This window comes from Paenarthrobacter sp. NPDC092416 (genome assembly GCF_044755025.1).
Lineage (GTDB): Bacteria > Actinomycetota > Actinomycetes > Actinomycetales > Micrococcaceae > Arthrobacter.
In genome coordinates this window covers 171,619-184,449 of record NZ_JBIVQG010000008.1, presented here as the reverse complement: position 1 = coordinate 184,449, position 12,831 = coordinate 171,619, and the positions used below count along the sequence as shown (strand labels likewise).

Genomic DNA, 12,831 nt, shown 5'->3' with positions numbered 1-12,831 from the left:
CGACGGCGGTGCCCCGCTAAAGTGTCGGACCCGCCCCGTAAGCTGGGGGCATGGCAAGCAATTGGGACAGCCTGGACCCTGATCAGCGCGAAGCGGTAGAAGCGAACGTGGCACTCTACGAGCGTGTTCGCCCTGCCCTGAAGCGGGTCACACGGGATGTCCTGCTGACCCTGCGTGACATGTTGAACGATGCTGAAGTCACTCCTTTGTTCGTCACCGGCCGCACCAAAACCGTGGAATCCTTCCGCGAAAAAATCTCCCGCACGGACGAGCCTTTGGAGCCCGGCGGCCCGCGCGTGCTGAAGTTCCCGGATCCCTTCCGCACTCTGAATGACATGGTGGGTATCCGCGTCATCACGAAGCTGCCTGCTGAGAACGCCGCGGTGGCCAACATCATCAAGCGCCAGCGGCAGTTGTTCGATTGCCGGGGAGACCGCGAGAAGGACATCGGCTCCATCGAATCCGGAACCTACGGATATTCCAGCCGGCACCTCATCCTGCGCACTATCCAGAACGAGGCCGTCAAGGAGTACCAGCAGGCCTTCAACCCTGATCTACCCGCCAACGGCAGCTATTTCTTTGAATGCCAGATTCGCACTGTCTTCGCTCACGCGTGGAGCGAGATCGAGCACGACATCCGGTTCAAGGCCGAGGACCCGCGCGCTTGGACGCCGCACTTCGACCGCCAGTTCACGGCCACAGCGGCAATGTTGGAAACCGTGGAGAGCGCTTTCGCGGATCTTCACGAGCGCTACGAGGAAGTCCGCGGATACTGGGACCTGGAAGGCGAGGGCGGAATGCCACTTACCCCCAACCGGGTTCGTGACGTTTGGCGTACGCTCCTGCCGCACGTTGACCGTAAAGTTGACGACGACTGGGGATGGGCTGCCGAGCTTCTTGCGGCCCACGGACTCACCAAGACCGTGGAGCTTGCCGGACTGCTCAGCGCTAACAGGATTACAGAGGTCCGCAAAGCCTTGGACCATCGTTATTCCCCCGGTCCCGACCGCCTGCTGGATGACCTCCTTTTGTGGCAGTACGGAACCGAACACATCGATCTCACCGCTGAGGCGCCCGACGTCGTTCCGCACCCGCGGCGCGACAGCCTCCTGCGGCGTCTTAAGCAGATTGAGCGTTACCGCCAGACTGCATTCTAAGGACCCATGACTCCCGAGCAACTCATGTCACTGCGGGCGACGTTCCGCTCGCCCCGCCGTCTGCTGACGGAGTCCCTTGCGGGCCTGGTGGTAGCACTGGCACTCATTCCTGAGGCGATCGCGTTTTCAGTGATCGCTGGCGTGGACCCGCGGATCGGGCTCTTTGCGTCCTTCACCATGGGCGTCGTGACGGCCCTTGTCGGCGGCCGGCCCGCCATGATCTCCGCAGCTACGGGTGCCGTGGCGTTGGTGATTGCTCCAGTGATGAAAGAGCATGGCCTGGACTACCTGATCGCCACCATCATTTTGGCGGGCGTCTTCCAGATCATTCTGGCGGTCCTTGGCGTCACACGGCTCATGCGGTTCATTCCCCGGTCCGTGATGATCGGCTTCGTGAATGCGCTGGCCATCCTGGTGTTCATGTCCCAGATGCCGGAGCTGTTCAACGTGCCGTGGATGGTTTACCCGATCGTGGCGGTTGGGCTGGTCATTGTCTTCGGGCTGCCACGCCTGACCACCGCTGTGCCGGCCCCTTTGGTGGCCATTGTCGCTATCACGTTGATCACCGCGCTGGGCAACATCGACGTTCCAACCGTCAGCGACAAGGGCGAACTGCCAGACAGCCTTCCCGGGTTCTTCCTTCCCCATGTTCCGCTGAACCTGGAGACGTTCCAGATCATTGCCCCGTTCGCGCTGTCCATGGCGCTGGTTGGACTGCTGGAATCACTCATGACGGCCAAGCTGGTGGACGACATCACTGATACCCGCTCCAACAAGACCCGGGTTTCCTGGGGTCAGGGCGTGGCCAATATTGTCACGGGCTTCCTGGGTGGACTGGGTGGCTGCGCGGTGATCGGACAGACCATGATCAACGTGAAGGGATCCGGTGCGCGGAGCCGCCTTTCAACGTTCCTGGCCGGCGTCTTCCTGCTGATTTTGGTGGTGGTACTGGGCGACGTCGTAGGGATGATTCCGATGGCTGCTTTGGTGGCCGTGATGATCTTTGTTTCCCTCATTACTTTCGACTGGCACTCGATTCGCTGGTCCACGTTGCGGCGGCTGCCAAAGTCGGAGACCGCGGTCATGCTCATTACTGTTGCTGCTGTGGTGGCGACGCACAATCTGGCGGTGGGTGTCGGCGTCGGCGTCTTGACCGCCATGGTGCTGTTCGCGCGCCGGGTAGCCCACTTCGCAACGGTGGAGCGGGCCGAGCTTGAGCTCAACGGCGAAACGGTGGCGACGTACACGGTGGATGGTGAGCTGTTCTTTGCGTCGTCCAATGATCTGTACACCCAGTTCGACTACGCGAAGGATTCCTCGGACGGCATAGATCGCGTTGTTATTGACCTGCATGCCTCGCATCTTTGGGATGCCTCCACCATTGCGGTGCTGGATTCGGTCACCGAGAAGTACCGGAACCACGGCCGAGAGGTGGAGCTGATCGGTCTCAACGAGGCGAGTATCCGGATGCGTGAGCGTTTGGCGGGCAAGCTCAACGGCTAACCCGTTCAGTTCTCCCAAACTGGACAACAACACCTGTCCCCATGGAACGTTTGTTGTCCCCTGCTTGGGCGGGGAAACAACAGTCATCTGACATATACACGATTGCGAATGTAACGAACTCGTGCGGCTCGGGACTAAGTGTGAGCATGGATGAATGCTTGAGGCAACAAATTCCCCGTCAGAAACCCAGGAGTCCACCGCGGCCCCTGTCAACGCCGCTCTCGCCGCCGAGGCCAAAATTGCGCGCATCGCCGTCACGGTGTTCCCGCTGCTGGTGGTGGTTGCCGGAGTCCTCGGGTTCCTTATTCCCGATCTGTTCAAGCCCATGGGCGTCGCGGTTCCTTACCTTCTCGGCGTCATCATGTTCTGCATGGGCCTCACCCTGACACCGCCGGACTTTGCCTCCGTAGCCCGCAGGCCCTGGGCTGTAGCACTGGGAATCGTGGCGCACTACGTGATCATGCCCGGCGCAGGGTGGCTGATCGCTGTCCTTCTCCAACTGCCACCCGAGTTGGCGGTGGGCTTGATCCTGGTTGGCTGTGCTCCGTCCGGCACGGCGTCGAACGTCATGGCGTTCCTGGCCAAGGGTGATGTTGCCCTGTCCGTCGCCGTCGCTTCGGTGTCCACGCTGATTGCACCGATCGTCACCCCCTCGCTGACACTCCTTCTGGCTGGCTCGTTCCTTCACATCGACGCCGGTGCCATGGTTCTGGACATCGTCAAGACTGTCCTGCTGCCCGTCATTGCGGGCCTCCTTGCGCGCCTCTTCCTGTCGAATCTCGTCGCGAAGGTGCTGCCGGCCCTTCCGTGGGCATCCGCTGTGGTGATTTCGCTGATTGTGGCGATCGTTGTGGCTGGCAGCGCCAGCAAGATCATTGCCGCCGGCGGCATCGTGTTCCTGGCAGTGGTCCTGCACAACGGATTCGGGCTAGGACTTGGTTACTTGGCGGGCAAACTTGGTCGGCTGGACGACAAGGCACGCCGTGCCCTGGCCTTCGAAGTCGGCATGCAGAACTCCGGCCTCGCCGCAACGTTGGCCACGGCCCATTTCACTCCGCTGGCCGCCCTGCCGTCGGCAGTATTCTCGCTGTGGCACAACATCTCCGGCGCGATCGTGGCGGCCTTCCTGGCCCGGCGCCCGTTGAAGGACTAGCGCCGCTACCCCAGCGTGGTCCCGCGGCGATGCAGCTTCCACGGCGACGGAATCCGCAGGCCTTCGGCTGGTGTGGCGCCGGCCAATCGGTCCAGTAACACGCCCACCACTTGCTCAAAGATGGGATCCGGCCCCACGGTTGTCAGCGCAGGATCGTATTCTTGGCCCTCGGTAGAGTTGCCCACGCCCACAATCTGGATGTCCTCGGGCACGCGGAGGCCCAAACGGTAAGCGGCACGGATGGCCTGCAATGCCTCCATGTCGTCCGTGGCAAAGATTGCAGTGGGCCGGTCAGGAAGCTGCATCAATTCCAGGGCCGACTGATAGGCGGTGTCACGCCGGTGGTGCGAGGTCCGGACCAGATCCTCATCCAGTGGAATGCCTGCCCTCTCCAACCCGGCCGTATAGGCCCCATAACGGCTGGAAGGCCGGCCAGCGGGAGAGGCTCGTCGGATGCACGCAATCCTGCTGTGCGAAGAGGTCAGGAAGTCCATGCATTCCGCCAGACCAGCGGTGGACTCCGGTGCCAGGACATCGAATCCTGCAGGCTCCATGGTTTCTGAAATGACTACCTGTGCTACACCGCGTCGGGCGAGCTCGGTGACCGTTTCGTCAGCGGACTTGGCCTCCGGGAAGTAGCCGATGATGACACCGTCTGCTCCCCCGGACATCATGAACTTCCGCCAATCGTCACCCAGCAGGATCACTGGTTGGAGGCCGTGCTGAGGGAGGATGCGGGCGGCAGCTGTGGCGAGTGCGCGGTCCCACGGCCATTCGAGGTTACCGATAGCCACTGCAACGACGTCAGTCTTGCCCCGCCGCATACCCCGAGCGGCCTGGTTCGGCACGTAGCCCAGTTCCTTCACGGCCGCCAGGACGCGATCCTGGGTTGGCTGGCTAATCCGCGTGGTGCCCCCATGCCGGCCCGACAGGACGTACGACACCGTGGTCAGCGAAACATCGGCCGCCAGGGCAACGTCCCGGATAGTGGGCTTGGATCCCTTGCTCACGTGCTGCTCCTGATGGTTGGCGGGTTTCTAGCACTCTATCTTCAACCAATGGACCTCCCTTGACGTCGCCATTTGTGAGCGCTCACAATGCTTCAAAGACTCAAACAGACGCAAACACCGATAGTGGGAAGATCATTCAATGAAGAACTGGGCAGGAAACCTTGAGTACTCGTCCGCTGAAGTCCACCGCCCGGAAACCGTTGAGGAGCTCCAACAGCTGGTGGCTGACGCAACCCGAATCAAGGCCCTCGGGTCCCGCCATTCCTTCAACAAGGTCGCCGACACCGACGGCACGCACATCCTGTTGGACGCGTTCGCACAGGAGATCTCGCTGAATGCGGACAAGGGCACCGTCAAAGTCGGCGGCGGCATCAGCTACGGCGCCCTCTGCCGAGCCTTGGAAGAGCAGGGGTACGCCATCCACAACCTCGCCTCCCTCCCCCACATCTCCGTCGCAGGAGCGATCCAAACCGGCACGCACGGCAGTGGAGTCAACAATCCCTCCCTGGCCGGCGCCGTCGTCAGTCTTGATGTGGTGCGCGCCAACGGCGAGCTGGTCACCATCACCAAGGACGACGACGAATTCCTCGCCAGCGTGGTGGGTCTCGGTGCGCTGGGCATCGTGACCGGCTTGGAGCTCGCAGTCCGCCCGAGCTTCAGAATGCGGCAGCGCGTCCTCACCGATCTGCCGTGGGACCGTACCCTGGCAAACTTCGAGGACATTGCGTCCAGCGCGTACAGCGTCAGCTTCTTCACCGACTACACCGGAAACGCCATCCCCCAGGTCTGGTTCAAAGCCCTGGACTCCGAGCCTGCACTGCCGGATCTGTTCAATGCCACGGCCGCCACTGTCGCGCTGCACCCACTCCCCGGAATGTCCGCCGAGAATTGCACGGAGCAGCTGGACGTCGTTGGGAAATGGCTCGACCGCCTGCCGCACTTCCGCCACGAGTTCACGCCGAGCAATGGTGAGGAGCTGCAGAGCGAATTCATCCTGCCGATTCATCACGCGCCAGCCGCGCTGCAGGCCGTCCGCGGTCTCGCCGACAAGCTCGCTCCGCTGCTGTTCATCTCGGAGGTACGCACCATCGCCGCCGACGAATACTGGCTCAGCCCCTTCTACCAGCAGCAAAGCGTCGCGCTGCACTTCACCTGGAAGCCGCTGCAAGACGACGTGGAAGCGGTGCTCCCGGAACTCGAGGAAGCGCTTCGCCCCTTCGGCGCACGCCCGCACTGGGGCAAAATCTTCACGCCCGGCCTGTACGACTTCGCCGCACTCTACCCTCGTTTCGAGGACTTCCGCGCCCTCGTCCAAGCGAGCGACCCCACGGGGAAGTTCCGGAACGGCCTCCTGGACAGCGTTCTGGGTCTGGGTGCCGCCAGGGCTGCGTAGCAACGTCGTTGCTGGGCCGCTAGTTCATCGCTGGGCAGCAACGCAACTGCGGACCAGCAACTTATTGGCTGTCAAAAAGACAGGAACGACGACGACGGCGGCCCGGCTCCCCGCACTGGGACCGGACCGCCGTTCGGGCTGAGTCAGCCGGGCTACTCGATGTGCGCCAGCACGGCGCCCGCCGTCACCACGCCACCAGGAGCGGAGAGGATGGACGAGAGCGTGCCCGTCCGATGTGCCGATACCTGAGTCTCCATCTTCATGGCCTCGAGAACCACCAGGGGATCACCGACGGCCACCGAAGCGCCGGGCTCAACAAGCCACTTCACCACGGTGCCGGCCATGCTGGAGACCAAGGCGCTGGCAGCGGCGCTGGCAGAACCATCGGAACCGTCCAAAGGCAGCCCGCTAACTTCAGACACGGAGGGCAATCCCTGGCCGGAGCGCGCCCAGCCATCGAGGAGGTCTGCCGGAAGTCCCACAGCCAGCCGCTTGCCATCGACGTCCACGGTGATGGTGCGCCGTTCGCCGCTCGGAGCCGCGACGCTGTACTCGGAATCCACCGGGATCCGGTCTGCGAAATCGGTCTCGATCCAGCGGGTGTGGACCCTCAGGCCCACGGGGGACGTGAAGTCAGGGGACTCAAGCACGGCCCGGTGGAACGGCAGAACCGTCGCGAGGCCGGTGATGTTGATTTCAGCAAGGGCGCGACGAGCGCGGCGAATGGCCTGCTGCCGATCTGCGCCGGTGACGATCAGCTTGGCGAGCAGCGAATCGAACTGGGGTGCCACGAACGAGCCGGAACGAACGCCGGTGTCCAGGCGAATGCCAGGTCCAGTGGGCGCTTCAAACGCGGCAACAGTTCCCGGGGACGGCAGGAAGCCGCGTCCCACATCCTCGGCGTTGATCCGGAATTCGAAGGAGTGCCCCCGCGGGGCCGGGTCCTCGGAGATGCTCAGCGCAAGCCCGGCGGCGATGCGGAACTGCTCTTGGACGAGGTCGATTCCCGCCGTTTCCTCGGTGATGGGGTGCTCAACCTGGAGCCGGGTGTTGACCTCAAGGAAGGCCACGGCGCCGTCAGCCGAAACCAGGAATTCGACGGTTCCGGCACCGTAGTAGCCGGCCTCGCGGACGATCGCCTTGGAGGCATCGTAGATCTGTTGCCGCTGCGCGTCGCTAAGGAAGGGTGCGGGCGCCTCTTCAACAAGCTTCTGGTGTCGGCGCTGGAGCGAGCAATCGCGCGTGCCCACCACAACAACATTGCCGTGGATGTCCGCGATAACCTGCGCCTCGACGTGCCGGGGCCGATCAAGGTACTGCTCCACGAAGCATTCCCCGCGACCGAAGGCGGCAACGGCCTCGCGCACGGCGGAATCGAAGGCTTCCTCCACCTCAACGAGCTCGCGGACCACTTTGAGTCCCCGGCCCCCGCCGCCAAACGCAGCCTTGATGGCCACTGGGAGCCCGTGCTCCTCAGCGAAAGCGCGTGCTTCGGCTGCCGTGGCAACCGGTCCGTCGCTGCCGGCCACCAAGGGCGCACCGGCACGGACCGCGATTTCGCGGGCCGTGATCTTGTTGCCCAGCTGTCGGATCGACTCCGGCGAGGGACCGATCCACTCGAGTCCGGCGTCGAGCACTGCCTGCGCAAAGTCCGCGTTCTCGGACAGGAAGCCATACCCGGGGTGGACGGCGTCAGCGCCCGATTGGTCCGCCACTGCGAGCAGCTTGCCGATGTTCAGGTAGGTGTCAGCCGGAGAGTTACCGCCCAGGCTGTAGGCTTCGTCGGCGGCGCCAACGTGCATGGCGTCGGCATCGATGTCCGCGTAGACAGCTACCGAGGAAATCCCGGCGTCATCACAGGCTCGGGCGACGCGGACGGCGATTTCTCCGCGGTTCGCGATCAGGACCTTGCGCATCAAATACTCACTTTTCTGGGGTCTGGGGAAAGTCTGTTGAATCAAGCCGGAAGCGGATCTTGCCACCGATCGGCACTTGGGCGGCCAGGTCCAGATGCTCGTCGCGCACCACTCCGATCACCGGATAGCCGCCAGTGATGGGGTGGTCGGCGAGGAAGAGCACCGGCAGTCCCGCGGGCGGGATCTGGAGGGCGCCGGCCATGGTGCCCTCGCTGGGAAGCTCGCCTTCGCGGGTGCGCTGGAGCGGCGTACCGTCCAGGCGCATGCCCACTCGGTTGGACTGCGGCGTAACCAGCCATTCCTGGCTGCACAGCGAGTCGATCGCGGCTTGGTCAAACCAGTCGGCACGCGGACCGGGGACGATGTCCAGCACGGTCACGCCGTCGCCGGGGAACTCGGGCTGCAGTTCCGGGCTACCCACCGCGGTGGACGCTGTCGCGTCGCCAGCCGGGAGGATCTGACCCATCACCAAGGGCGCCGGTCCAATGCCGGACATCGTGTCCGCCGAGCGGCTGCCCAGGACTTCCTGGACGTCCGCTCCGCCACGGATAGCCAAGTAGTTGCGGAACCCGGACTCCGGCGCGCCGATGGTCAGCACTTCGCCGTCGAGCAACGCGAACGGTGCGGCCATCGGGACGGTGCGCCGCGCGCCCGGCTGAACGCCGCCGTCGAACTCTGGGTCGTTCTCACCATAGGCGTCAGACTCAACGGACAAAACGTACGACGGCGACTGGATGGTCAGCGTGGTCGGCGCACCGGTCACGGCAATCACCTGATCGCCGACGGCTTCCACTGTCAGGCCACCGTTGACGGACTCGATGGCTGAGGCGGACGAACTGTTTCCGACGAGTCGGTTGGCCCTGCGCAGTGATGCCCGGTCCAAGGCGCCCGCCGCGGAGACGCCCAGTGGACCGTAGCCCCGGCGGCCCAGGTCTTGGATGAGGCTCTGGGCGCCGGGGTTCAGAATCCGAAGACCGGAGCCCGGAGTTGCAGCACCCGCGCTGTCCGAATCATTGGCGTCGGCAACGTGCGCCGATGCGGCCGTCACCACCTCTCGGACCGCCCGGTATTGGACCCGGTTGCCCGGGCGGACCAGCGCTGGCTGCGGACGGTCGAGGTCCCACATGCGGGCTCCCGTCCGGCCAATCAGCTGCCAGCCACCCGGCGAACGCCGCGGGTAGACGGCCGAGTACTGGCCGCCAAGCGCCACAGAGCCGGCTGGAACTGCGGTGCGCGGAGAGGAGCGCCGAGGCACCGTGAGGACTTCGTTTTCGCCCACCATGTAGCCGAATCCGGGGGCGAAGCCGGCGAAGGCCACGGTCCAGATCTGGCCGGTGTGGGCGGCCACGACGCCTTCCACGCTCAGTCCAGTGAGCCCCGCGACGTCGGCGAGGTCGTCGCCGTCGTACACGGTGTCGATGACCACCAGCGCGGAGTCACCCACCTCGGGGGCAGAGAGTTCCAACTCAAGCAGCCGTGTGCCGATGGCTCGGGTGGCGGCAGCGGACTCGCCCACCACCATCACCGTTTCTGCGGCGGCAAGCACGTCCACTTGGCCGGGTAGCGGGGACTTGTAGAGCATGTCCTGCAGGGCGAGAACGTCCTGCAGTCCGTCCAGCTCGGCGAGGACGGCACGGGTGCCAACGGGTCGCACGGAGCGGACCTTTTTCGCGGTGGTCGTCTGCATCACGGTCTCCATTTTCCAGTGCGCGGCCGTTTAGGCGCGCGACTCCTGCAGCAGGCGCTCTTCCTCTTCAGGCTTCGGATCCCGGCCGAGGAACATGCCCACGATCGTGATGATGGCCGCCAGGAGGATGTACCCGGCGATCAGGTACCAGCCGCCGGAACCGCCACCATAAAGGAAGGTGAAGATCACCGGGGCGAATCCGCCGCCGATCACGCCAGCCAGGGTGTACGCCAGGGAGCTGCCGGCGTAACGAAGGCGGGCCGGGAACTGTTCGGTGATGAAGGCGGCCTGCGGACCGTACATGAACGCGTGGAAGGCCAGGCCAATCACGGTTCCAATGATCAGCATGACAACGGACTTGCCCTGGATCATCAGGAAGAAGACGGGGATGTAGGCCGCCGTTCCTGCTGCAGCAATCCCATAGACGAGGCGACGGTTGAAACGGTCCGTGACTGCGCCGGCCAGCGGGATCAGGAAGAGCTGGAACGCGGAGCCGATCAAGATGGCGGAAAGGACGTTACCGGTGGTCATGCCCAGCTCTTTGGTGGCGTAAACGGCGACGAACACCGTAAACAGCGAGTAGAGGATGTCAGGGCAAATGCGGGAAAGTGCAGCAGCAACCAGGGCCTTGGGTTGGGTCGTGAAGACTTCCTTGATGGGTGCCTTGGGACGGTCGCCGTGAGCCTGGATGGCCTTGAAGACCGGGGTTTCTTCCAGCTTGAGGCGGATGAGCAAACCGAAGACCACCAGCAGTGCAGAGGCCAGGAAAGCTACGCGCCAGCCCCAGGAAAGGAAGGCCTCGTTGCTGAGTGAAGCAGCCAGGATGGCGAGCACGCCGTTGGCCATGAGGTTGCCGGCAGGCGGGCCGATCTGGGCAGCGGAGGACCAGAAGCCGCGCTTGTTGGGGTCTCCGAACTCGCTGGACAGCAGGACGGCGCCGCCCCATTCACCGCCGACGCCGATGCCCTGGGCAAGGCGCAACAGGACCAGGATGGCGGGGGCCGCAATACCGATCACGGAGTAGTCGGGCAGCGCACCGATCAGGACGGTTGCGACGCCGATGAGAAGCAGGGTGAAGACCAGGACGTACTTGCGGCCGATCTTGTCGCCCAGGCGGCCGAAGATCACGCCACCGATCGGGCGGGCGAAGTAGCCCACGGCGTAGGTTGAGAAGGACAGAATGAGCGAGACGAACTCATCGTTGCCCGGGAAGAAGATCTTGGGGAACACGAGTGCGGATGCCACCGAGTAGATGGCGAAGTCGTAGTACTCAAGCGAGGTGCCGGTGAGGCTGGCGATGTACGCCTTGAGGGCGCCGGCCGGTGGCTTCCTTGTCACGGCCTTTGCTGCCTTGTTGGTGCTGGTCATGGTTTCCTCCGGGGGGATGAGGGATGTTGCTGAGCCTGGTTCAACGGGTTTGGACGAACGAGCCGATGCTGACACCGGCGTTGCCGAGAGCGGACTTCACTGCAGTGGCCATGTCAACGGCCCCCGGTGAGTCACCATGCACGCAGATGCTTTCTGCGCGGATCTTCAGGATGGAACCATCGATCGTCCTGACGGACTGTTCGGTGGCCATCCGCAGCACGTGCTCCGCCACTTCGGCGGGGTCGTGAAGGACGGCGCCGGGCTGGGAGCGCGAGACGAGGCTTCCGTCCGGGTTGTAGGCGCGGTCGGCAAACGCTTCGGCCACGCCGCGAAGGCCGGCCTCGTCTGCAAGCCGCAAGACTTCGGAGCCGGGGAGACCGAGGATCGGCAGGTTGGGGTCAACCGATTTCACGGCGTCGACGACGGCACGTGCCTGGGCGGTGTGCTTGACGATCGCGTTGTACAGGCCGCCATGGGGTTTGACGTACTGGACGGTTGCGCCGGCTGTTGCGGCCAGCGCCTGCAGCGCACCGATTTGGTAGACGACGTCATCAGCCAGTTCCACGGGATCGATGTCCAGGAAGCGGCGGCCGAAGCCCGCCAGATCGCGGTAGCCGACGTGGGCGCCGATGACGACGCCGGCCTCGGCCGCCTTTTTGCAGGTGGCGCGGATGACGGTGGGGTCGCCAGCATGGAATCCGCACGCAACGTTGGCACTGGAGACGGACTGGAACATGGCTTCGTCGTCGCCGAGAGTCCAGCGTCCGAACGACTCACCTACGTCGCTGTTCAGGTCGATGATTGCCATGGTGTGATCCCTGTCTCATGAAGTGCGTTACATCTAGGATGCACCAAAGTGTTGGATTGTTCAACAATTCAGCAATCCTAATTTTCGGCGATCGTGTAAATTTTGAATCATGGCCAGTGCAGATCAGGGATTAAGCGAACACGCTGGCATCAGCAGTGCCCGGATGCGCATGCGGGTCCCTTCTGTTGCAGAACGTGTGGCGGAAGAGTTGCGCTACCAGTTGGCCGAGGGTTTCCTGGTTCCGGGCGCCAAGCTCACGGAAGCCACCATTGCCGAGGACTTGGGCGTCTCCCGTAACACCGTCCGCGAAGCGTTTGCCGAGTTGGCCAGCGAGCGGTTGCTTGTTCGGCAGCCAAACCGCGGCGTGTATGTAGCAACTCTTGAAGCCGGCGATATCCACGACGTCTATACAGTCCGCCGTGCCATCGAGGTCAGTTCCATCCGCGGGGGCGGTTCCGCCGAACGCATCGCCGCCGTCAGGGCCGCCGTCGAAGAGGGAAAGCGCGCAGCCGCGGCCGAGGACAACGACGGACTGGGCAGCGCGAACCAGCATTTCCACGGCGCAATCGTTGGTCTCGCGGAGAGCAACCGACTGAACACGATCATGGCCCAAATCCTGGCGGAGATGCGCCTGTACTTTCACAAGGCCACTGTCAACGCGCACTTCTACAGCGACTGGCTCGCGGAGAACGAGCAGATCTGCTCAGCGTTGGAATCCGGCGAACTCGAACGCGCCGGAGACCTCCTCTTGGCCTACCTCAACCGTTCCGAGCAGCAACAGGCCGCGATTCACGGCGAGTAGCCCGGGATAGGCAGCGCTCCTTCCCGGTTACTCC

General features: G+C 63.8%; 10 protein-coding genes. 5 read left to right on the top strand and 5 right to left on the bottom strand.

Annotation, left to right across the window (positions count from 1 at the left end; translation table 11 throughout):
- The first annotated feature begins 50 nt into the window (after positions 1–50).
- The 3 genes from ACIQC5_RS16060 (at position 51) to ACIQC5_RS16050 (ending at position 3,813) form a co-directional block, all read left to right on the top strand.
- Complete coding sequence (locus ACIQC5_RS16060; protein ID WP_400284339.1) at positions 51–1,157, top strand: GTP pyrophosphokinase family protein; 1,107 nt, start codon at positions 51–53, stop codon at positions 1,155–1,157.
- Between the two features lie 6 nt (positions 1,158–1,163).
- Entirely contained in the window at positions 1,164–2,660 is a 1,497-nt protein-coding gene (locus ACIQC5_RS16055; protein ID WP_400284336.1) for a SulP family inorganic anion transporter, read from the top strand.
- A 154-nt stretch (positions 2,661–2,814) separates the two neighbouring features.
- Positions 2,815–3,813, top strand: coding sequence for a bile acid:sodium symporter family protein (locus tag ACIQC5_RS16050; RefSeq protein ID WP_400284333.1), 999 nt, complete (start codon positions 2,815–2,817; stop codon positions 3,811–3,813).
- A gap of 5 nt (positions 3,814–3,818) precedes the next feature.
- Here ACIQC5_RS16050 and ACIQC5_RS16045 read toward each other — a convergent pair whose 3' ends face one another.
- Positions 3,819–4,823: a LacI family DNA-binding transcriptional regulator gene (locus tag ACIQC5_RS16045; RefSeq protein WP_400284330.1), complete on the bottom strand. Its 1,005-nt coding sequence runs from the start codon at positions 4,821–4,823 to the stop codon at positions 3,819–3,821.
- A gap of 139 nt (positions 4,824–4,962) precedes the next feature.
- On the opposite strand from ACIQC5_RS16045, the gene ACIQC5_RS16040 reads away from it, so the two are divergent.
- Complete coding sequence (locus tag ACIQC5_RS16040; protein WP_400284327.1) at positions 4,963–6,216, top strand: FAD-binding protein; 1,254 nt, start codon at positions 4,963–4,965, stop codon at positions 6,214–6,216.
- Between the two features lie 152 nt (positions 6,217–6,368).
- On the opposite strand, the gene ACIQC5_RS16035 is transcribed toward ACIQC5_RS16040, so the two are convergent.
- Genes ACIQC5_RS16035 through ACIQC5_RS16020 form a run of 4 tightly spaced genes read right to left on the bottom strand, consistent with a single transcriptional unit; the run spans position 6,369 to position 11,995 of the window.
- Entirely contained in the window at positions 6,369–8,132 is a 1,764-nt protein-coding gene (locus tag ACIQC5_RS16035) for a biotin carboxylase N-terminal domain-containing protein (RefSeq protein WP_400284323.1), read from the bottom strand.
- Between the two features lie 7 nt (positions 8,133–8,139).
- The gene (locus ACIQC5_RS16030) at positions 8,140–9,831 is read right to left on the bottom strand and encodes a carboxyltransferase domain-containing protein (RefSeq protein WP_400284320.1); all 1,692 of its coding nucleotides are present in this window, start codon (positions 9,829–9,831) and stop codon (positions 8,140–8,142) included.
- Between the two features lie 18 nt (positions 9,832–9,849).
- A complete protein-coding gene (locus tag ACIQC5_RS16025; RefSeq protein WP_400284318.1) occupies positions 9,850–11,187 on the bottom strand; it encodes an MFS transporter in 1,338 nt (445 codons plus the stop codon).
- A gap of 40 nt (positions 11,188–11,227) precedes the next feature.
- Complete coding sequence (locus ACIQC5_RS16020; RefSeq protein ID WP_400284315.1) at positions 11,228–11,995, bottom strand: LamB/YcsF family protein; 768 nt, start codon at positions 11,993–11,995, stop codon at positions 11,228–11,230.
- A gap of 109 nt (positions 11,996–12,104) precedes the next feature.
- Between ACIQC5_RS16020 and ACIQC5_RS16015 the strand changes: the two genes are divergently transcribed.
- The gene (locus ACIQC5_RS16015) at positions 12,105–12,797 is read left to right on the top strand and encodes a GntR family transcriptional regulator (RefSeq protein WP_400284312.1); all 693 of its coding nucleotides are present in this window, start codon (positions 12,105–12,107) and stop codon (positions 12,795–12,797) included.
- The last annotated feature ends 34 nt before the right edge of the window (positions 12,798–12,831 follow it).